Genomic DNA, 22754 nt, shown 5'->3' with positions numbered 1-22754 from the left:
TTGTCTTCCAATAGATTGTTCAAACCGATAGGTTTCGCCTTCACGATACCATTTCATCCAAGTTTTAATTTGAGCCACATGTCTAATTCCTAAGGCATCCATAATTTCTTTATTTTTGAATCCTTGGTGTTTCATTTCAACTACTTTCCACTTTATTTCGGCGGGATAATGCGCCTTTTTCCCCATACGAAAAACACCTCCATTAAAATCATAACTGATACTTACGATTTAGAGAGGTGTTTTTTATCGTCTCATTCTCAGGGTTCACTCCAATAGAAAAGAATAGCGTTTTTTATTTTGAAATAGAAGTCATTATTTAAACTAAACATGCTAATATTGATTTTGTGCGATTGTCAGTTACCTCATAATAAATTTCTAATCCTTTCCGAGTACCTGTAACCATTTTAGCAGCTTTTAGTTTAGATAAATGTTGACTAATTGTACTTTGAGGCATTTGTAAATCCCCATACATTGTTGTTACATTAGTAGGACCTTTTGCAAGCATTATTTTTACTAAAGATAGACGAACTGGATGCGCCAATACCTTTAACACCTCAGCGATTTCTTGAAACATTTCTTTTTTTTCTTTCATCTTATTTCTCCCCTTTTATATACATATTTATGTTATCCATATATATAATTCGAAGGTATATGCGTTTTTGTGTCCGTCATTTTAAAAAAATATAAAAAAACTTTAATCCGAAACTAAAGGATTAGCTTAACATACTGTCTCACTATTCATAATGAATAGGAATCTCGTTATAGAAGCAGCAGTTTTTATGCTACAACTCTACATTCAACTAACTAAAACTAATGAAAAAAAGAGCAGATAGTCCGCTCTTTTATGATGCCTCCTTATGTTCCGTGGAATGTTTAACACTCCCCAGTCTCTTTAGTTTATTCCACCCTACCGCTACTCCTCGAAGCGATGAGAATATAGATTTAATGACAACATAAGTCATAAATTGACGATAAATAAAACGTTGTAAAATTAACCATACTAATGGTTTCGGATTTTCTTCCTCTAATTTAAATGCGAACAGAGAAGCGAAAAGATCCATTAAAAAGAATACAAAATAAAATCCTAAAACTTTTAGCGGATTACTACTAAATAGTCCTATAATCATTAATATATCTGCAAAAGGAGCAATGAATTGCAGAACATATTGGAATAACCACATGTTAGGCAGTGCAATAAACCCTAACGTTTTATGTTTTGAATTACACAACGCTTTTCGATGTTTCCAAAGACATTGAAGTGTACCATATGACCAACGATATCGCTGTTTAATGAGACTTTTCACATCCTCAGGTGATTCCGTAAAAGCATGCGCTTTTTCTTCATATACAATTCTATGCCCTTGACGTAAAAATGTAATAGTAAGATCGGTATCTTCTGCTAATGTATCTTCGCTTAAATATCCAGATTCAACTACATTCTTCTTGCGCCACGCCCCAATAGCTCCTGGAACTACTGTAATACAATTTAACTCATCAAAAGCTCTACGTTCTAAATTAAACCCTGTAATATACTCAACATGTTGCCAAGTAGTTAACAAATTCCGTCTATTCCCCACTTTGACATTACCTGAAACTGCAGCTACATTCTGATCTTCAAAGTGTCTAACCATTAAAGAAATAGCGTCTTGCGCAATAATAGTATCCGCATCTAAAGTGACAATGATTTCTCCTCGCGATTGTTGAAACCCTAGGTTCATTGCCGATGATTTCCCGCCATTTCCTTTCTGAATGAAACGAACTTTAGGGTGTTTATAAAATGTTTCTTTCATTACTTTTGACGTACCATCTGTCGATCCGTCATCCACAACAATAACTTCAAATTCTCTATAATTACTATTCAAAATTGAGTGAATCGTCTTGGCTATCACCTTTTCTTCATTATATGCCGCTATGACAACACTAACAAAAGGTTGATAAGACGAATTAATATAGCGAGATAACGTTTTTCTTTTCTGCTTCCATGCAAAATAAATTAAGAATAAAAATCGAAAAATCCCTAATCCAATAGCAATATAAAAAATAGTAGTTAATATATGTTTAAAGTATCCCGCTCCTGAAAAGACAGCTTTATTGTAAAGTAAATATTGCTTCCCCTCAGAAGAAACAGGAGGCATAATTTCATCTCGTTCTTTATTCATTAAATCTGAAATTGTTACAAAACTATATCCATGCTTTTTTAGGTCTTTAATAATGATTGGGAGCGCCTCTACTGTATGTGTACGATTCCCTCCCGCATCATGGAGAAGAATAATATTTCCCTCTCCCTTATAAATGGGATTAAGAGCACGCTTTACTAATTCATTTGTTGATGGTGTTGCCCAGTCTTCGGGATCAACTTTTTCCGCTACCATTGTATAGTTCATATTTTGTGCACGTAAAATAGGCAATATTTCATTTGATGAATCCGGGTTAGCATCCGCTTCATATGGCGGTCTAAATAAAACCGTAGAATGTCCAGTTACTTCCTGAATTAAACGTTGCGTCGTATTAAGTTCTACTTTCGTTCGTAGTAAAGACGTATCAGCTATGTTAGGATGCTTGAAAGTATGATTGCCAATTTCATGCCCTTCATCGTATATTCTTTTTACAATACTAGTATTTAGTTGTGCGTTTTCACCAAGTACAAAAAAAGCAGCTTTTATTTGATTCTCTTTTAATATATCTAAAATTTCTGGCGTATATTTCGGGTCTGGTCCATCATCAAATGTTAATACTACTTGTTTCCCATTTGGTTTTCCATATCGTTGCACTTCATATGCAGATGGTAAGGATTGATATACTTCATCTGTAAGGTAACCATCTCTGCCTACTTTAAAATCTCTCAATCCATTTTTTCTTTCATTCTCAATCTGTAAAATTTCACCTTGTCCAGAATAATTTACTTCATCTAAACTATTGATTTTATGTAATACATTAGGATTTTTTTGTACCTCAATCGGATTTTTTAAAACTTTCCATATTGTAGGATCTTCTGCTCCTAATCTCCATAGCGCAAATCCATTTGCATTATTGTCCATTGCGATTTTCACTTGATTATAGAGAGTAACGCCATCTAAGAACCAAGCAGTATGTTCTTTCTCTCCTGTTTTATATCTAAAATAAGGGTTCCCACTAATCTTATCCCATTGAATTTTCATATTTGAATCATGAGCCATTGCCATAACTTCTGAGAAAGTTAAAGATTTCGCAGCTTCTTTACTATTTACTTCCCAATCATACCCATAGTTACCGAAAGCAACTATAAGTTTATTAGACGGAATATTCAGTTCTTTCAATGTATGTTGGAACCACTTATTTGAAGCAATTGGTCCTGGTTCCCCGGCTCCATAGTGCTCATCGTACATCATTACAATCATTCGATCTATTATTTTTGCTAACGCACTATAATCAAAAGCCTTATCATTAGCTGGAACATCTTGTGTAACGAGCAAATCATGTTGATGAAATTCCGTAGTAAGTTCTTTCATAAAATTTGTTAAGTTTTCTCTATCACTTTCAGGTACGGCCTCAAAGTCAATATTAATTCCTGAAAAATGATTCTTTTTAACTTGGCTTACTAAATCATTAATAAACTTTGTCTTTACATCATTTGAGGAATTCAGTAACTTATGAATTAGCCCACTATCAGGACCAGAAGCTTCCTCAGTATAATTAGTAAGCAAAGGCATAATCTTCACTTGATTTTTTTCTGCCAACTTTACTATCTCAGGTTTGATTTCACTTCTAATCGTTAAATCTGCTTTTAAATGATACCACTCTGGTACTAACGTAGTTAAGGAATCGATATTTTCTTTTAAAGAAGCGGTACTATTTTCATCCCAGTTTACATAAAAACCATACACTTCTTTAGGTTGTTTACTATCCTTCGGCGGATTCACCAAATTTTCATTATCCTTCGTTCCGGTATTTGGGTTAAATTCTTCCTTCTTTAACTGCTGATCACTAAGTTTTTGATTAATTGGTACAAGTTTAGTATCTTGTTGTACAGCGGTATTCATATTTGGAATTTCTGGTGTTGAAAAAATACTTTGAAAGAAAAAATAAAATACAACACCTACACTAACTATTGAGATACATAGAAACGAAATAAAGGCTATGTTTCTCCTTCCTTTCGGATCATAAAAAACAGGTTTTTCTTTATCTTTCTCTTGTTGAATGTTTTTCTCCATTATATTTTTCACATACTCCTTCTTAATAGAACTATAAAATAATAAAGTGCAACTTTAATCAGCCCTCACCAATTGGGCATTTACAAGCAGCCCAACTCCCACCTAACTTCTTTGCTCCAGCCAAATTTTGAGATGGGAGTTTTACTGCCCACAATAGCGAGAGAAATCCTTTTAGCTTTGAAATGAATCTCTCACTTCCATATTCTATTGATTCTTCTTTTCATTCCCTTGCTGGTGGCCTCTATTTTCTTGTTGAGCCCCCCTACCGTTGTTCCCTTGCTCGTTTCCGTCATTTTCTTTCTGGGATCCTCTTCCATTGTTCCCTTGCTGATTCCCGTTATTTCCTTGTTGAGGATCTCTTCCATTGTTCCCTTGCCCATTTCCATTATTCCCTTGTTGAGACCCTCTTCCGTTGTTCCCTTGCTCGTTCCCATTATTTCCTTGTTGAGACCCTCTTCCGTTGTTCCCTTGTCCATTTCCATTATTCCCTTGTTGTGATCCTCTTCCGTTGTTCCCTTGCCCATTTCCATTATTCCCTTGTTGTGATCCTCTTCCGTTGTTCCCTTGCCCATTTCCATTATTTCCTTGTTGTGATTCTCTTCCGTTGTTCCCTTGCTGATTCCCATTATTTCCTTGTTGAGATTCTCTACTGTTATTCTCCTGTTGATTCCCTCTATTTTCTTGCTGAGATCCTCTTCCATTGTTTTCTTTTATTTGCTTCGATGGCTGTCCCTCTGTTTTCTTTTGTTCTTTCTGCTCTTGCTTTTCATATTTTTTTTCTTTTACAGGAGATAAATCCATTGATGCATCAGGAGATGACTCCGGCTGTGATTGCACCTCTTCTTCATTTCCCACCGGATTAGGCGGCGTGGCAGGAGGAGTAAGCGATTTGTTTTTCTCATTCTCTTGCTTTATATAGACACCTGTGCCAATTCCAGCTTTTCTAGCATTCTCTCGTACTTGCATCGTGCTACTTTGATATTCAACTGTAATATGTTTTAACTCATATTCTTTCTTCAATTCTTTCATTGCCTTTTCTAACTGTGGTTCTAGCGCCTTGTCCTTTGCAACTGCTGTTAGCATAACTTGCTTATCATTCGTTAAATACTTATCCTCTTGACTTTGCTTTATAATAGTACGTATTACTTCTTGTAATTGTTTATTTTCCCATTGCTTCAATTCTTTTAAAATACGCCTTCCATCATCATTACAAGCCTGTAAATCTATAACACGAAAATCCTTCGTTACGCTCACCTCTAAACTTGGATTTATATCAACTGAGACGTAAGCAAATACTTTTTCTTCTGGTTGGTTGTAGAAAAACAGCACTGCAAATAGAAAACAAGCAACAAGTATTGATGCAGGTTTTAGAAAGGAAGGGATCGAAAAATGCGATGCTTTTTGTTCTTGCTCATCAAATGAGATTTCCTCCCCGATCATGCAAGAATCCCCTTTTCTTTTACACGTAATAAACTCTCCATTTGGTGTTAAAACAACTACGCTATGCTTTTTTATATCCATCACAATTCCTTTATTCATCATGCTTTTCCCCTCTTATGTAATCCAGAATATATGTATAGTTGTTTGCAAAAATAATACACATTGCAATAATGTATTTTCTATGTCGTTCCAACGTTTTACGACTTACCCTAACACGCGGTTCAATATGTTTAAGCGGTAACTTTTTCTTTCGGAACAGCTCTTCCATCATTTCCTCTTCTTTTATAATAATTTTTACAATTTCTATTAAGTGCTCACGCGTATCACGATGCTTAGGAGATTCTTTAGCAAGCTCTGAGAATGTGATTTTAAACTCAGCTAGCACACTTTGAAAATGAAGAATTTCCTCCTTACGGTTACTATTTTCCATCTCTTTCATATACTCTGTAAGCGACACTTGCATTTCTAACATTTCCTCTTGCTCATCTTCTTTTAAAAAGACAAAGTTATGTTTAGACTCCTTACGTATATAGTCAATTACATCTCTTTTTATAAGAAGATCAGCAAACGCTAAAAAGGATTTTCCTTTTGTATAGGAATACTGTTCAATTGCTTCGTTAAACGCAAACAATCCAATGCTATATTCATCATCCTGTTCTGTAATATACCGGCGGCAGACAGATGAGATTGATTTTCTAATAAAAGGCTGATACTGTACGATAAACGCTTCTTTATCTTCTTCGTTGTTTTGTATGTTACATACGATATCTTCTATTTTCGGTTTTCTTAAGATCTTCATTACTAAACTCAACACTTGTAATCTCCCAGCCTCCTTCAAATAGCAAAATGGCCACTACAAAAGTGACCATTTAACCAGATTTTCTTGGTACTTTTCTTCGGTCTTGTTTTCTTGCTGTTAGTTATATTTTTTGAGTCTAACTTTTTCCAACGTTTTCTTAATGATTTTCCTTTTCTCTCGGCACTACAGTTAAGTTTGTATTTTTATCTACTTTCTTATTTTCTACCGTTCGTTTTGCTTATTCTTTTTCTATTTTATCTGCAATCCTTGAATAACTCTCCTCTATACCATTGGTAATTTCATCCTTTTATTTTGGATGCCCACCTAATCTAGTAATTTTATTAATGCTTCTATATTCTTTCATAGTCATTTTTCTTCTATTTATTTTCTTCACTATACATATTCGGAGGAATACATAGTTTTATGGGGGTCAAAAAATATTTTTATAAAAAAATACATATTTATTTCAAAAATAAAAACCACCAATTTGAAAAAGGATAATCAAATTGGTGGTTTTCTTATAATATCTATTAAATTAAGTTGGATTCTCATTATATCTAAAAAAGTACTAGCTATCCTCTTCTGATTTTCTCCATTTTTATCTTTCTTGGTTATCATAATATGTCTTATCTGCGTATTTTCTATCATTTCCTTTTAGATAAGCTAAAATTACTTTTGGATTTTTAAGTAAAGTCCAGTCTCCATATGTATCAAATCTTCTGCATGAAGTTATCATTCCATTTTTAATAGTACCGAATTTCTTATTATTTTTCTTTCCCCACTCTTTTAAACGTTTAGCGAAATCTGCATCTTCTGCCATAAGCATGTTTTCATTAAATCCGTTGATTGCCATAAAGTCTTTTCTATAGCACCAAAAAATCCCTACAGATATAGCTCCGTACTTAAAAAGTAAGGGGATTATGATTAACATTGCGGAGAGAAATATTCCTAAAGATATTCTTTCAAACTTACCATTCACCCCACCACCAATGTATGTACCTGAAGCTAAATATTTATCTACATTAAACAACATAGACTCTGTCATTATGGTATCAGCGTCTATAGTAACGATTATTTCTCCACTAGCTATTTTAGCCCCTGCATTTCGAATTTTAGATAAGTTTTTATCGTTATTTTTCAATGTAACACAATTATAAGATTTTGCTATTTCCTCTGTTTTATCTGTACAACGATTTAAAACAACTATAACTTCCGTTTGCTCTTTATATGCCTCTGATGCCTTTGCAATTGAATCTAAACATTTTCTAATGTACTTTTCTTCATTATGCGCAGGAATTATAATAGAAAACTTCACATCTTTTTTCAAATTAACTCCTGAAGATTCGTTTGTCTCAGTCATAATATTCCCCCCTTATTTTATAAGGTAAATATCTACTATACATAAATTATATTAATATTTATTAGGTTATATTATAGAAACTGACGGTAAAGAGGCTCTTACTGTCGACGTTCAAAAGCAAGACGTACAGCAAGCCCCGTTAAAACACTTGCCATAAGCCAACGCTGTACTCGTAGCCACGTCGGGCGTGTGCCAAACCATTTTGCAATTTTACTTGCTGTACATACAATTACAAGGTTAACCATAAAGCTAACAGTGATTTGCGTAAGCCCCAAAACTGCACCTTGAAAAAGCAACGATCCCTTCTCTGGATCTTCAAATTGAGGTAGAAGTGATACATACAAAATAGCAATCTTTGGATTCAGAAGATTCGTCATGAGTCCCCTCAGAAATAATTTCCTTGGTGGCTCATTAGAAATCATACGAGGTTCCATAATAGATGTAGCACCCGGTTTAATCGAATTCCAGGCGAGCCAGAGCAAGTAAGCAGCACCTGCCCACTTTACTGCTTCATATACAGCGGGAACAGCAACGAATAGAACTGTAAGTCCAAACATAGTTGCGATTATATAGATTACAAATCCGAGCATGATGCCCAATAAAGAAATAAATCCCGCCATACGTCCTTGCGTAATGGAACGGGAAATGAGGTAAATCATATTAGGCCCAGGTGAACAAACCATGCTAAGCGAAACAATTGCAAAAGCTACCAATGTACTCAAGCTGACCATAAACCTTCCCCCTTTATTTTACATAAAATTTCCTATTGTACATTTTATCATGATTGAGGAGAGAAAAGATTAATATAAAACGATGCAGCTAAGTAATATTATCGGATCGAATGTATTGTAATCACATACTTCTCATTCTCTTAAGTAAGGATCTAAGAGTACCCTATCCATAGAGCTACTAAAACCACTACAAATAAAGCAAAACAACATGTGATATTTCGAATCCACTTTTGTATATCACCAAAATACCTTTCTATATATAGCGTTGATAGTAAGCATAAGAAATAAAACAAAGAAAGGCAGCGAGGTATAGGTCCATTTTTATCTTCATGGCTGGAATTATACCCCTTACCAAACTTCTAAATGAAATGTATAGCTGAGTAGTTACCTTATTTTTCAAAAAAACATTCTGATTATTTCTTTTTCACTTCTTCTACAAATTCCCATGTCTCTCCGTTATCTTTTGATTGATAAAGTGCACTACTATCGCCATTGTAGTCTCCATCTGCCCCTTGTCCAACTAACATATGAAAAACCCCATCTTTCTCATATGGCATACTAGGTGAATCAAAAGGACTTATTGTGGACTGTGTATGATCTAATTTCACTTCATGCGGCGGATATTCTACCTTTTTAAAAGATACTCCCCCATCATCTGTGCGATATAACTCTCCTTCATTACCAGAAGGCCTAATTGCTCCTAAAAACCCAAGTTTATCATTTATAAAAGTGATTCCTGATACACTACCAATCCCCCCATTAAATGGGTCTGGATTGATAACCTCCCATGTTTTCCCTTCATCACTAGTCTTGCTTAATGAATAAAAGGCGCTCCCTAATGCTTTATCTGTCATATTTAGTTTATAACCAACTTCTTTCGATAGGAAAAACTGTTCTTTTTCATTCTTTAAATCTTGTTGTTTCTTCTCTTTAAGCATATCTTCTTTTGGAGGCGTCTTTGATTTACTCCAACTTGCGTCACTTATTAAATTATATCTAGCAGGGACTAGCTCTTGCTCTTTTCCAGGGACAAATATAGATACAGTATATCCAATGATATCAGAAGCTGCTTTTTTAAGACTCTGCCCCTTACCATCCTCAGTAATATTAATAATTCCCTCTGTATTGGATCCCCAATTTCTTTTTCCATAATAAATCAACCCATACTTACTTTCATTCCATTTTCTAACCGTTTGCTTAACTGGAATCGCCTTAACCGTTTCAATTAAAGGTTCTACTAATTTATCATCATTATAATCAGGCTTTGCGTATCCGTCTCGTATTATAGTAATATCTTCTGACTTCTTCTTATTATAAGAGATTAAATAAGTTTCTTCTTTCCCATCATCATTTTTCCCATAAACAAATGTATCAAACGCTGTGATTGTTCCATCTGAATGAAATGTAAGATCAAAATCAGTTGCCATATACAATTTCTTTGGCAAAGGATATTTTTTATTTATATCTTCAAAAATACCTTCTACTCCAGACTTATATATATTATTATGTTTAAGTTTAACTGACCTTTCATGTTTTAACTTTTCTATAAACCATGCCAATTTACCATTGTAATTTATTGCACTTTTATAAATCTGCATCCCATAAAATGATGTAATTGCAACAATAATGATAATAGAAATGGATCTCCATGCTATTGAATTTGTTAATTTTTTAGATTCATATTCTCTATTTTTTATCACCCGCATTGTAGTAAATGTAGTTATGGATATAAAAAGTACTATACATAATAACAAAATGTAAATATTATAATTCATTCTTCCGTACTTACAGTATAAGGCCAACTCATAACAAAAAATTCCGTATACAATTATTAGTATTGGATTTGTTACTAATGACAGAAGTATCCTTTTTGTATTTTCTCTAAATATAGAAACCACCCCTAATTACATGAATTACTGATATTAAGTATACTTTATTGTAAAGTAACAAAAAAGCTATTTAATCTTGCCGCAAAAAATACAATAGACATCTTTCTATTAAAGCCGTTTACAAATCTAGTTGTTTCATAGACAATGGATTTTTGAGTGAATACTAAAGTTGCTTCATTTATATGAATTACAAATCCAAGCATGATGCTTAATAAAAAAATAAATCCTGTCATACGCCCCTACGTAATGGAATGAGAAATAAGATAAATCAAAATAGGCTCACCATACTAAGTGAAACAAGCGCAAAAGCTAGCAAAGTACTCAGGCTGACCGTAAACCTTCCTTCTTTATCTTACATAAAATTTCCTATTGTACATTTTATCATGATTGAGGAGAGAAAAGATTAATATAAACCGATGCAGCTAAGTAATATTATCGGATCAAATGTAGTGTAATCACATATTTCTCATTCTCTTAAGTAAGGACTAAAAATAACCTATCCATAGAGCTACTAAAACCACTACGAATAAAGCAAAGCAACATGTAATATTTCGAATCCACTTTTGTATATCATCAAAATACTTTTCTATAAATGCAGTGTAAATAGAAAGCATAAGAAGTAGCACAATGAAAGTAAAAGATCCCAATTTATCGTTAAACTTTTCATTAGTAAATGTACTTACATGAAGGAATAGAAAAACAAACGTTACTATGAATAGCTCAAATAACCTTTTTTTATTCACCCCACCACCACCTTACAGCAATTACCTTTTATTCCATTTTATCAGAACATACTGTGTAGCAGCACATGAATATTATATTCATGTTAAAAAGGCCAACAATCCAAGATTGTTAGCCTCTAATTTCCATATTCGCACCTTTTATCACTTTACTTCCTAACAACAGGAATCCACATTTCACCAAATACTAAGCCATTTCTCTGCCCCATTTCAACCGTTGTATTCGGTCCACCAACATAGGCAAAATCCTTTGCTTCTGGTAAAGCTTGACCGAAGCCGATGCCAGTAAGCTTATTACTTAGCTCTTCAGCCGTTTTGTCTTCCCCTTTCACTACTAAGTATTCTCCCCTCGGAAACTGAATCACTCTAGATTCTTCTTCTATTTGTGCTTCTGTCATGACACCCGCATAATACATCATTTTGTTATTCACCGCTTCGCTCACGGAAAAAATGTATTCATTTGTAGCTAAAGCTTTTAAAGTGTCCAGCCTTCCATCTTCTTTAACAGCCGACCAAAAGTCTTCCTTTTCTTTATTTATTCCAGCAAAGTCTGTGTATTCACTCTTAATTTCAGTTCCAATACCTAACACAATAAAGCTATCTTTTTCTTCTATAGTATAATTTTTCATGTTCAAAACCTGCCTCTTTTTTTATTAATCAAACGATTTATCTTTTCATCTGATACGTTTATAATACCTTTAAACCATGTCAAAAAATGATACTGTTTAGGAGACTAAAATGAAAAAAGTTGAACGGATTAATACAATGATGCGGTATATCAACAACCGCTCTCACTTTACAATTTCTGAAATTATACAAGAATTTAACATATCACGGTCGACAGCTATTAGAGACATTAGAGAAATTGAAGCTATGGGAATGCCACTTGTCACTGAAGTTGGGAGGGCTGGGGGATATTTTGTTATGCACAACTCTATCCTGCCCGTTGTTCGCTTTACTGATAATGAAGTGAAAGCTCTTTTTATTGCCTTTATGGCTACGAGGAATCAACAACTTCCCTACCTAAAGAGTCGTCAATCTTTAGCCGAAAAACTACTAGGACTCATCTCAGAAACCCAGCAAGATGATCTCGTTCTTTTAAATCAACTCTTGCTTTTCCAAGGGACTAACCCTCATAATCCCGATCTACTTGAGCTTTCTGATCTCCCCCATCCTATGTTAGAAAAACTCATTCAAATCCTTCTTTTGGATAATCATTTATTGATTACTATGAAAGAAGATGAAGAAATCAAGACTTATCCAATTTATCTATTGCACCTTTATCAAGAAAAAAGCCATTGGATCATTGAAGGGTTTGACTTAAAAAAAGAAAAGAAGATGATGTTTCCTGTCGATGATCTCATTAATATCGAACCATACACGACGAACAAAAGGCTAAATAAGAAAAAGATTTTAGAAAAACTAAGTAAGAAGGACGAAATAATCAACTTGGTACTTGAACTTGGACCAAAAGCAATTGCCCAGTTCAAAAAATACCATCCTTTAAAAATTTCAATATCTTATACTAATCCTTACCAATCTACAGCCATTTTAAAAACTTTTATCAATGTTAACAATCCCGATGAAGTGACGGAAATAATAAATTGGCTGCTTTTTCTAGGGAAGGATATTAAAATCAAAGAAATACCCGATGAAGTATTAGCAGATTTACAAAAACGAGTGTGCTTATACATTCCATAAGCAGTGAGCCTCAAATATTAAGCTTTATCACTGGATAATTATCCTATTTTTAAATACCATTTCATTTACTACAATGAGAGCATGATAAATAATAAAAGCACGGAAAATCTCCCGTGCTTTTCTAGATATATATTATTCCTGAAGGTTTCGTTTATCACGTTTCTTACCCTAACTGACGTTTAAATGCTTTACTGGCGAAAAAGTAAGAGATGACCATTATACCTACGCACCAAGCGAGCGCAATCCAAATATCGTTTCCAACAGTTCCTTCATATAAAAGAGCACGAATCGCATTCACGATTGAAGTTACAGGCTGATTCTCTGCAAACGCACGAACAATTTTTGGCATCGTTTCGGTAGGCACAAAGGCCGAACTAATAAATGGAAGAAAAACTAGCGGGTACGAGTAAGCAGTCGCCCCTTCCATAGACCTCGCTTTCAATCCTGGAATGATAGCTAGCCATGTTAGCGCCAGCGTAAACATCCCAAGTATCCCAGCTACCGCGAGCCAATCTAGAATATTAGCACTGGAACGGAAACCCATTAAGAGTGCAACAAGAATAACCACCACGATAGTAAGTACATTAGCAACTAGAGAGGTTAAAACGTGAGCCCACAATATGGATGAGCGCTTAATAGGCATCGTAATGAAACGTGCCATCAGCCCACTCTTTACATCCGTAAAGAGTCGCACGGAAGTGTAAGCTACACCGGATGCGATAGCCATTAGCAAAATTCCCGGCAATAAATAATTAACGTAGTTTTCCGTTCCAGTTTTTATTGCGCCGCCAAACACGTAGACAAATAATAGCATCATCATAATCGGTGTAATCGCTACTGTAATAATTGTATCCGGACTGCGCATAATGTTACGCATTAAACGACCTAGTAATACACCTGTTTTACTTTTCATTTACATCTCCTCCTTTTTGCCAATGATCGAAAGGAATATTTCTTCCAATGTCGGTTGCTTCTCGATATACTCCACTTTTGCCGGCGGGAACATCTCTTTTAGTTCAGCAAGAGTACCTGTCGTAATAATTTTTCCGCCATGCAAAATAGCGATACGGTCTGCCAGTTGTTCTGCTTCCTCCAAGTACTGAGTCGTAAGCAAAATAGTTGTACCGCTACCAGCAAGTTCCTTGACTGTATCCCACACTTCGATTCGCGCTTCAGGATCAAGTCCAGTCGTTGGTTCGTCAAGAAAAATAACTGCTGGCGCCCCAATCAAACTCATCGCGATATCAAGCCGGCGCTTCATCCCGCCTGAATACTGATCTGCCCTTTGGTTTGCCGCATCAGTCAGGCTAAATCTTGCAAGTAGATTGTCAGCAACTTGAGCGGGATTGGAAACACCACGTAATTTGGCGATCATTATCAAGTTTTCCCTCCCAGTCAGCATACCGTCTAAAGCTGCAAACTGCCCTGTCAAACTGATACTTTGACGAACATGATCTGGTTGACTCTGTACATCAAATCCACAAATACTTACTTCACCGCTATCTTGCTTCATTAGTGTCGAAAGGATGTTGACCGTTGTCGTCTTTCCCGCTCCATTTGAGCCTAGCAGCGCGAAAATTTCTCCACGCTGCACCTCAAAATCTACCCCTTTTAAAACTTCCTTATCTTTAAAGGATTTTTTCAAGCCTTTTACAGAAATCACTGCATGACTCATACTTTTTTCCTCCCTATAAAAATGTTTTGCGAAGACTATTTATTTACCTCTATCTATTTAGTATCACTGATATTCTGTATTACTTAGTACCGAGTTAAAAATATAACTGAATAGCTATGATGGCAATTCATATGTGTAACCAGCTAATCAGTCGGTACTACTTATTCCATTTATTTTTTTCTCAATTTCTTCATAATACTTTCATTCAAATCTTCACGATACTTGGAGACGTAAGTTTTAGCATTTGCCACTAGTTCGTCAGCAAAGGAAGCCACGTCATCCCCAGTAATGTCAAGCACTTGTCTTCCTTCCGTTGCACCCGCTTCGAACAAATCGATTAATTCATACTGTATGTGTAACATATCCATCCCGTTACCCGCTGAAAAATTCCACATGTAGTTTTGAATTTTCTTAAATACAAATTGGTAGTCCTCTGGCAGAGCCTCAACTCGTGCCATCATCATTTTGTACTCTTTTTTATCACCAATTAACTTTTTGAACATTTCTAACATCTTATTTTCCTCCTTTTTTATAAAACCGAACAAGAAATTCCCAAAGTATCGGCCGGAACATTTTATCTTATGAACCTATTTTGACTTCAAGACGTTAATTTTTGACGATACAAAATCCCATTTTTCCCAAAACAATTCAAGCTCCTGGCGGCCTTCTTCATTTAATGAATAAAACTTACGAGGCGGTCCCATATCTGATGGTTTCTTTTCAATATTCACAAGCTTTTTCTTCTCTAATCGTACGAGGATGGTATACACCGTACCTTCCACAACTTCGGTAAACCCAAGATCATTCAGGTGGCGGGTAATCTCATAGCCATACGTTTCACGGCGACTAATGATTTCCAGTACACACCCTTCCAGTGAACCTTTCAGCATTTCAGTTAAATTTTCCATGTCCTGATCCTCCTTTACCCCCTATTCTGTCTGACTTATATTCAGTATCACAGAGTACTAAGGCGAATTTTTTACTGAACAGTTTTTGTGAATCTGAACTATTCAGTATCACTTATTACATCTACATTGTATGACTAAGTAGTTATGGATGTCAACTTTATTTTCAAAAAAATTAAAAATCCGCTTTACCCTAATCGGATACAGCCTACTTTTTTATTGTAAGGACCATCACACTAGCAAAACAGAACTGATTCAAAGTGTAATTTATATCAGCTCTGTTTTATTGTTTTTATACCGATATATCTTGTTTTTTCACGATACAAATTGTTTCTCACTACCATTCCCATTGCATATAAAGCATAAAGGCAAGTGCGGTCAGAGAAAATTTCCAGAGATTATCCGTACATGATACGAGCCCCTAAAATACAATTCTGTTAGAAATCTGTTCTCTATATTCTCTTTTATTTTATTTCTGATAGTTGATTAGCAACACTATCTAAAAATTTTTCTACCTTTTCTTTTGATGTATCCGGCGCATGATAACCGATCGTAAATGTAAGCCTTCCATTATAAGAGCTTGCTCCCATTGAAAAGAATGGTGCATACATAATAGGTGATGCCATATACCCGTCCTCAGCTTGAATTTGACCAAACTGAATAGGTTCCTCAGCAATCACTCCCAAATTTGTCAGTAATGGCAACGCCATCCCCATCTGTACAGCCTGTTCATATTGCTGATTATACATTTCCTTCACTGTAGATAGCTTCATTTCTGCCAGTAACTCCATTCCTGCTGCTGAAGAAAGACCTGGATTTTGAGACTTTATTTTATCCATTGATTGTTTAACTCGAACAAGAGTCTGCTTAAATGTTTCATCGTCTTCCATTTTAATCACTGGCATTTCCATACCGGATAAGTTGCAAATAGCACCAGTTGTATTATTAGGCAGATATCGACGTAAATCAATTGTCAAACCAATCATTTTTTCTGCAGTGCGAGGTTCTGCATACACAGTGAAATGTGATAAAACTCGGAAGTAAGCAGTCATGATTACATCATTCAAGGTAACCTGTTGTGCTTTTGTCCATTGGGTTAAACGTAGAGTTTGCTTATGGCTCAATCGCCGTACGGACATTTGGGGAAATTTATTTTTGTTAGGTTGAGATGGAAAAGACCATAACGATGCCTGTTGTTCTTGGTTAGGACGATACGCACTTTTTATGTCCGATATTCCAGCGTATTTGAATACATGTGATTGATCTCGACAACTCTCATTTCCCTCATCAAATTCCTTTATAATTTGCTTCTTAGACCGTCCCAATGAAAGGTGAGTATATATTGTTCCAAGCAATTTTATATATTCCTTGACTCCTGCACCATCTGAACATAGATGAGACAATTTCACAACTAACATATCTATTGTAGTGCCCCGTAATAATTTCGTTTGAACCATAGGCCCCTGAATACGATCACCAGGTTCCTTAATAAAATCTATTGCCATTATTTCAAGTTCTTGATTATTTCCTTCTGCAAAAAAGCAAATAGATGAGTTAGTGTCAGATGAATGTTCCTCCCAGTAAGGAATATCATTTTCTACAAACCGGCTGTTCAAAACTGGTTGCAATTGCAACGTTATCCTTACTGATTCTTCAAGTATTTCCTTGGATATACCTACAGGAAAATAAAGAACTGCATTAATTTGTTGATCTGCAGAATAAAGACCTAATACATAATTCATTCGATCTTGTGGTGTTACTGAATACTTTCTTTTCTCCATAATTCCGTCCCCCTTTAGGACTTTTTGTATAACCCTATTTTCCATATGCTTGTAATTTTTCTAGTCATTTTTCTTCAAGAGCTAATAACGCTTATTTTTTGAATTTTTAACGAAATCATCTTCTCCGTATTGGTTTCATTCTTTTTACAGGTGATATATTCATTATTTTATTGTTATCAACACTGCCTAACCTTACAATAAAACCAAACGAAAATAAATTAAGTTTACATATACATAAACATTTTATTATAACGTCTATAAATTATCAATACAACAAATAAATCATTTTTATGTCTGTCAATAAAAAACAATATATTCAAGGTCCACTTCATAATAAAAGATTGATGTGCATGTAAATGTACCCATATCACTTTCAAAATAAGAATGAGAATTTTTTCAACAAAAATAAGATGCAGTTATTGATTTTACAGTAAAAAAAGCCCCTCCATTTTGAAAATGCGCAATCAAAATGAGTAGGGCTATTTCCAATTTAAATTTTATAAAAGAATGATTATCATAAATAATATTTTACTTTTTAGTCTACCTTATTATTTTCAATCCATTTTCCTAATAAATGAATGGATTTTATTCCTATAATTTGAGGTGGTATCGTTGGTTTTTAAAAATAGAAAGCTTATTTTCAAATCAAATGAAAAAGAGGTAAAATTATAGATATTCATGTAGAAATTTCGTTTTGGGGATACTTAAAATCTTAAGGTGATGGGCATGTGGTGTTATACTTTAAAAGCTCTATAAATTTTATAGATATAGCGATTTTCTTTATTAATAATCATTTGTATGTGTGTTTACTCACACACATACAAATGATTTATAAAGCCACAATTAAGTGAAAACATCTTTTCCGTTACGATAACATCATAGCCATGTCTTCTGCTGCATTTGTAATTAGTTTTAAACCAAATGTTTCTTGTAATACATCAAGCACGCCAGGTGAAATAAATTCAGGAGCCTTTGGACCGATGCGAATATCTTGAATTCCAAGACTAAATAGCCCGAGTAAAATGGCAACCGCTTTTTGTTCAAACCATGATAGCACAATACTTACTGGCAATTCATTCACTTCACATTGGAAAGCATCAGCTAATGCAGCTGCTATTTTCACTGTAGAAATGGAATTATTACATTGTCCTAAGTCGATGTAGCGCGGAATCTCGGTACCAGGTACAACACCGTAATCCACATCATTAAAGCGGAATTTCCCGCAAGAAGTTGTTAAAATAACTGTTTCTGGCGGAAGTGACGTTGCTAATTCACGATAATATTCTCCACCTTTTCCCGGTGCATCACAACCGGTAATAACAAAGAAACGCTTTATCTTCCCCTCTTTTACTGCATTAATAATTTCCGGAGCTAATGATAATACTGTATTATGATGAAACCCTGTTACTAACTGTTCATCCGACTCCATATGTACTTCTGAAAGTTCTAGTGCTTTTTGAATCAATGGTGTAAAATCATCATTTTCAATTTTTTGTACACCCTCTAAACCTGCAATGTCATATGAAAAGAATCGATCAGAGTATGATCCTTTAATTGGCATAACACAGTTCGTTGTAGCTAATATGGCACCAGTAAATTTTTCAAAAAGGCGTCTTTGATCATACCATGCCTTACCGATGTTTCCTTTTAAATGTTTATATTTTTTCAGTTGCGGGTATCCGTGTGCTGGTAGCATTTCAGAATGCGTATAAATATTAATGTCTTTTCCTTCTGTTTGCTTTAATAGTTCTTCTAATGCAAATAAATTATGGCCCGTAACTACAATTGCTTTACCTTCTACACGATTTTGTGTAATTTGTACAGGTTCTGGCACACCAAAATGATTCGTATGTGCCTCATCTAATAATTCCATCACCTGTAAAGCTGATTTCCCCACTTTCATAGCCATATCAATATGCTCTTGTTCGTTAAAATTAGAATTTGTTAATGTCATATATAAAGCTTCTTGTGTTGTAGCATCTACAAATCCATCCGTATACCCTAGCTGAGCAGCATGTGTGCGATAAGCTGCAATTCCTTTTAGCCCAAACACAATCGTATCTTGTAGACTCGCAATCGTTTCATTCTTGCCACAAACACCCATTACTTTACATCCGCCTGTTGGCGTTTGTTCACATTGATAACAAAACATATCATCCCACCCTCTCCCAATCATTCATTACACCTTAAGCATAATACCCATTGAAAAAAAGTGATGTGATATCAATCACAATAATATATAAAGATTTGTGACAGTTCATATTGTTGACATAATACTTTTATTGACATCCAAAAAATATACATTAGTGTGCACACATCTTTCGATACTTTTAAATAGCTAAATAATTAATTTGGAGAAATATATACAACAAAAAAATTTTTTTGAATCCCTTATACAAATAATTGCAATTCATCTCATATGAAAATAGCGTATTTTTTATTTTAAGGAACTATCATTTTTTTATTAAAGCCTTCATTGTAAACCTCTTTATTTACAATACATTTACACTATCTTAACATTACTTACATTATTTATATGATATATTTATATAGAAGCTACTTAAGAAATTTCATATACATTTTATCTTTATGATCTCTAATCTAATCAATAAAAAGATCATGTTATATTTTTATAACAGGGGTGAATTACGATGACTGAAACTTTAAAAACACTTATAATGCTTGATGCTACTTACGTTGTTATTGCAATTATGACAGTACTAGTATTTGTATACTTGGAATTAAAATCTCAGTAATATATGCTGACGTAATCGACAGATTCAGCATTTAAATATAGTTAGAAGAAAGAAAGAAAGGAGAAAATTATTTCTCCTTTCTTTTGTATTTCTACAATTTCTTATTTTAATAAATCCAATGTATGTAAAAGTAATCCCTTGTCTCCTACTTCTCCATGACCAGGTACTACCGAATTTATATTTCCATATCGCTTCAGCACATTCTCAATCGATGTAGACCATTCATTTACATACGCATCCGCAACATTTCCTAAATCTTTAGCTTCCGCAGATTTTACTAAACAGCCTCCAGCTAAAATTTGATATTGTGGCAACCAAACAACAATATTATCTTCTGTATGTCCTTTCCCTGGATAGAACGTTTCTACTTTTGTATTGCCAAACTTCAAACTCGTAATTATTTGTAAATCTCCAAGCGGCTCTTCATATCCACTGTTCTTTGCTAGTTCTGCGGTTAATGCTGTACTATGCGCTTTAATTCCTCTTTCTTTCAACGTTTTTATTCCGCCAATTCGATCAGCGTGCGCATGTGTAATAATGACATCCGTTATGCGCTTCTGAAATTTCTTTTCTACCATTTCCATTAGTTCCTTCGTTAATTTGTTATCCCAAGAAGAATCAACAAGCACTAGTCCTTTAGTAGTATTAAGAACTAGACCGTTCGAAGGAACTGCTTCTCCATTAAAATAACCTAACTCCGTATGAACCCATACATTCTTGTTTAACTGAGATATTGAAATGGTTCCCGTCTCATTTTTTATTACTGTTTTCTCTACCTTTTGTGATGCTTGTACAGAAGAAATTGTGCTAACAAATTGAATTGTTCCTAGTAAACCTACACATAATCCTACTTTTAACAACGTATTCTTTTTCATGTTATCAACCCTTTCTTTCAAGCTAAATAGTTATTACCTATATTAGACAATTTATCTCAAATGTTTGTTCCATATAATTGGACACTTTATAATCGCGGCTTATGTAAATACACGCATGGTGCAGTAAAAAAGATCACCCAAATGGATGATCTTTTTTATAATTTATCAACATATTGCTTCGCTTCTAGTAAGGAAAAACTAAAAGCTTCTCTTACTCTCTTAACTGCTGTAATTTTTTTGCCTTCTTCTACAAGCTGGCGTAGTTCTTTATTAATTTCAGGTTCTCTTTCTATAATTCCCATTTCTTTCGTAATTAATTGTAATCTATCTTCAATTCTCTTTAAACGCGCATCATTTTTCTTTTCAATTGTAGTTAATTTTTCAGCGATATAAATGAAACCAACAGCTACTATCAGTATAACCATCCAGAATTCCATGAATGTTCCCCCCTTACTAACTTTCATTTACTTTATTCCACTAACTTATGTAAATTTTACCACAATACACATTTAATGTATAATATCACTATATCAAACTGTTAATAAAACCTATTATTTTAGGGGGACACTTTATGAAAAGATTTTTAAATACGTTACTTCAATTTGTAGTTCTTTCAATCGTGCTACATTTGTTATTTGATATAGTTGGTTGGCTTGTTTTCAATGCACCAATTAAAAACAAACAAATCATCATTTCTTTAATAACAATCTCATGGGTTATGTACATGTACCGAGACAAATTTTTTCAAAAGTTCACTTCAAACTAACTAAAAAAGAAAACACTTCATTGGTGAATGACGAAGTGTTTTCTTTTTTTTACTACTGTATAATAAAAATACTATTCTGTCTTTAAAGAAAGGAGTCACCATGAACTTAAAAAGTAGCAATATATACGAGAAAATGAACCAATATTCCGTTGCAGGTTTAAGCCTCGCTGTTATATGTAATGGCAAACTAGATGAAGCGACTGCCTTTGGAACACTTGAAGCTGGAACAACTAGAGCTGTTACTACAAATTCTCTCTTTAATTCTTGTTCTATCAGCAAATTCATCACTACAATGCTCGTACTAATGTTATCAGATCAAGAAATCTTGCATTTAGACGAAGACGTAAATGATAAACTCACATCTTGGAACATTCCTACTAATCTATTTACTTCACAAAAAAGCATCACTTTGAGAAACTTATTAAGCCATCAATCTGGACTCATTGATCCACCTAATAGTTTTGAACATTATACACCTGCAAAAGGCTTACCTAATATGTCTGAGCTCCTTTCCGGTAAAACACTATATTGCCCCGTACCTATAGAGGTAACTTATAAACCAGAAAGTGAATTTCACTACTCAGACGCAAACTTTTGTATAATCGAACTACTACTAGAAGATATTACAGGAAGATCATTTAGTCAGTTATTAGAAGAACACATCTTCCAGCCATTACAAATGAAAAATAGTACACTTTTTTCTCCAAAAGACATAGATAAAACCGATGTTTTTGCTTGCGGACATAATAAAGATAGAACTGTAACAAATGAGAAGTATCCATTTTATCCATTCGCAGCTGCTTCAGGTATTTGGACAACACCAACTGACTTATCAGCTTTAGTTATTGAAATCATTCATTCCTTACAAGGAAAGGGCAAACTAAAACTTTCTCAAAAATTAGTAATAGACATGATTTCTCCTCAAGGTTGCTCAAAATGGACTGGATTAGGTTTTTTTCTAGATGATTCTAATGAAGAATTACAGATTTATTCACTCGGATGGGGCGTTGGATTTCAATGTATGATGGTTTGTTATCCATACTGCGGGAATGGTGCTGTTATTATGACTAATTCCGATTTAGGTGTTCATCAAATGGAAGGGATCATTGGTGAGGTTGTAAAAACGTTATCCTTATAATGAAAATA

The 22754-nt window shown here is 34.3% G+C and carries 20 protein-coding genes and 3 pseudogenes; 3 read left to right on the top strand and 20 right to left on the bottom strand.

All coding sequences use genetic code 11. From position 1 onward, the window contains the following. From ACUN13_RS26080 to ACUN13_RS26025, 12 genes and pseudogenes are all read right to left on the bottom strand, one after another. Positions 1-186 (bottom strand): annotated as a pseudogene (locus ACUN13_RS26080) (IS3-like element ISBt2 family transposase); the annotation flags it as partial. A 130-nt stretch (positions 187-316) separates the two neighbouring features. Beyond that, entirely contained in the window at positions 317-592 is a 276-nt protein-coding gene (locus tag ACUN13_RS26075) for an ArsR/SmtB family transcription factor (protein WP_000660066.1), read from the bottom strand. Positions 593-842: 250 nt separating this feature from the next. Next, on the bottom strand, positions 843-4190 hold the full coding sequence (locus ACUN13_RS26070; protein ID WP_000414284.1) for a glycosyltransferase: 3348 nt from the start codon (positions 4188-4190) through the stop codon (positions 843-845). A 204-nt stretch (positions 4191-4394) separates the two neighbouring features. Continuing rightward, positions 4395-5732 carry an anti-sigma factor domain-containing protein gene (locus tag ACUN13_RS26065; protein WP_060851885.1) on the bottom strand — a complete coding sequence of 446 codons (1338 nt, stop codon included), beginning with the start codon at positions 5730-5732 and terminating at the stop codon, positions 4395-4397. Further along, the gene (gene sigI, locus ACUN13_RS26060; protein ID WP_002082432.1) at positions 5722-6444 is read right to left on the bottom strand and encodes an RNA polymerase sigma factor SigI; all 723 of its coding nucleotides are present in this window, start codon (positions 6442-6444) and stop codon (positions 5722-5724) included. Before sigI ends, ACUN13_RS26065 begins: the two co-directional genes overlap by 11 nt. Before the next feature lie 583 nt (positions 6445-7027). Continuing rightward, the gene (locus ACUN13_RS26055) at positions 7028-7789 is read right to left on the bottom strand and encodes a glycosyltransferase (RefSeq protein WP_000141007.1); all 762 of its coding nucleotides are present in this window, start codon (positions 7787-7789) and stop codon (positions 7028-7030) included. A 98-nt stretch (positions 7790-7887) separates the two neighbouring features. Beyond that, entirely contained in the window at positions 7888-8520 is a 633-nt protein-coding gene (locus tag ACUN13_RS26050) for a LysE family translocator (RefSeq protein WP_000254114.1), read from the bottom strand. A 152-nt stretch (positions 8521-8672) separates the two neighbouring features. After that, positions 8673-8826, bottom strand: a pseudogene (locus ACUN13_RS26045) (DUF3963 domain-containing protein); the annotation flags it as partial. Between the two features lie 107 nt (positions 8827-8933). Next, the gene (locus ACUN13_RS26040; protein ID WP_074554922.1) at positions 8934-10418 is read right to left on the bottom strand and encodes a WD40/YVTN/BNR-like repeat-containing protein; all 1485 of its coding nucleotides are present in this window, start codon (positions 10416-10418) and stop codon (positions 8934-8936) included. Positions 10419-10531: 113 nt separating this feature from the next. After that, positions 10532-10695 (bottom strand): annotated as a pseudogene (locus ACUN13_RS26035) (LysE family translocator); the annotation flags it as partial. Positions 10696-10894: 199 nt separating this feature from the next. Continuing rightward, positions 10895-11152: a DUF3963 domain-containing protein gene (locus ACUN13_RS26030; RefSeq protein WP_001036208.1), complete on the bottom strand. Its 258-nt coding sequence runs from the start codon at positions 11150-11152 to the stop codon at positions 10895-10897. A 146-nt stretch (positions 11153-11298) separates the two neighbouring features. After that, positions 11299-11778, bottom strand: coding sequence for a GyrI-like domain-containing protein (locus ACUN13_RS26025; RefSeq protein WP_000801041.1), 480 nt, complete (start codon positions 11776-11778; stop codon positions 11299-11301). A 109-nt stretch (positions 11779-11887) separates the two neighbouring features. Here ACUN13_RS26025 and ACUN13_RS26020 point away from each other — a divergent pair, with 109 nt between their 5' ends. After that, the gene (locus ACUN13_RS26020; RefSeq protein WP_000755073.1) at positions 11888-12850 is read left to right on the top strand and encodes a helix-turn-helix transcriptional regulator; all 963 of its coding nucleotides are present in this window, start codon (positions 11888-11890) and stop codon (positions 12848-12850) included. 163 nt (positions 12851-13013) lie between these two features. Here the strand turns inward: ACUN13_RS26020 and ACUN13_RS26015 are convergent, their stop codons facing one another. From ACUN13_RS26015 to ACUN13_RS25980, 8 genes are all read right to left on the bottom strand, one after another. Then, positions 13014-13763, bottom strand: coding sequence for an ABC transporter permease (locus ACUN13_RS26015; RefSeq protein WP_000837816.1), 750 nt, complete (start codon positions 13761-13763; stop codon positions 13014-13016). After that, a complete protein-coding gene (locus ACUN13_RS26010; RefSeq protein WP_000017567.1) occupies positions 13764-14525 on the bottom strand; it encodes an ABC transporter ATP-binding protein in 762 nt (253 codons plus the stop codon). Positions 14526-14695: 170 nt separating this feature from the next. After that, on the bottom strand, positions 14696-15037 hold the full coding sequence (locus tag ACUN13_RS26005) for a DUF1048 domain-containing protein (RefSeq protein WP_000891988.1): 342 nt from the start codon (positions 15035-15037) through the stop codon (positions 14696-14698). 75 nt (positions 15038-15112) lie between these two features. Beyond that, the gene (locus ACUN13_RS26000) at positions 15113-15433 is read right to left on the bottom strand and encodes a PadR family transcriptional regulator (protein WP_000429487.1); all 321 of its coding nucleotides are present in this window, start codon (positions 15431-15433) and stop codon (positions 15113-15115) included. 461 nt (positions 15434-15894) lie between these two features. Further along, complete coding sequence (locus ACUN13_RS25995) at positions 15895-17211, bottom strand: condensation domain-containing protein (protein ID WP_000415478.1); 1317 nt, start codon at positions 17209-17211, stop codon at positions 15895-15897. An 865-nt stretch (positions 17212-18076) separates the two neighbouring features. Then, entirely contained in the window at positions 18077-19363 is a 1287-nt protein-coding gene (gene hcp / locus ACUN13_RS25990) for a hydroxylamine reductase (RefSeq protein WP_445424018.1), read from the bottom strand. 705 nt (positions 19364-20068) lie between these two features. Continuing rightward, complete coding sequence (gene bla2, locus ACUN13_RS25985; protein ID WP_000742478.1) at positions 20069-20842, bottom strand: BcII family subclass B1 metallo-beta-lactamase; 774 nt, start codon at positions 20840-20842, stop codon at positions 20069-20071. A 155-nt stretch (positions 20843-20997) separates the two neighbouring features. Beyond that, on the bottom strand, positions 20998-21279 hold the full coding sequence (locus ACUN13_RS25980; RefSeq protein ID WP_000397725.1) for a hypothetical protein: 282 nt from the start codon (positions 21277-21279) through the stop codon (positions 20998-21000). A 134-nt stretch (positions 21280-21413) separates the two neighbouring features. Between ACUN13_RS25980 and ACUN13_RS25975 the strand changes: the two genes are divergently transcribed. Together ACUN13_RS25975 and ACUN13_RS25970 are read left to right on the top strand one after the other, a co-directional pair. After that, positions 21414-21608 carry a hypothetical protein gene (locus ACUN13_RS25975; protein ID WP_000819660.1) on the top strand — a complete coding sequence of 65 codons (195 nt, stop codon included), beginning with the start codon at positions 21414-21416 and terminating at the stop codon, positions 21606-21608. A gap of 100 nt (positions 21609-21708) precedes the next feature. Next, complete coding sequence (locus ACUN13_RS25970) at positions 21709-22746, top strand: serine hydrolase domain-containing protein (protein ID WP_001050186.1); 1038 nt, start codon at positions 21709-21711, stop codon at positions 22744-22746. Positions 22747-22754 lie beyond the last annotated feature (8 nt).

The sequence above is a fragment of the Bacillus cereus group sp. Bce041 genome (assembly GCF_052646455.1).
This window is presented reverse-complemented; position numbering and strand designations above follow the sequence as displayed.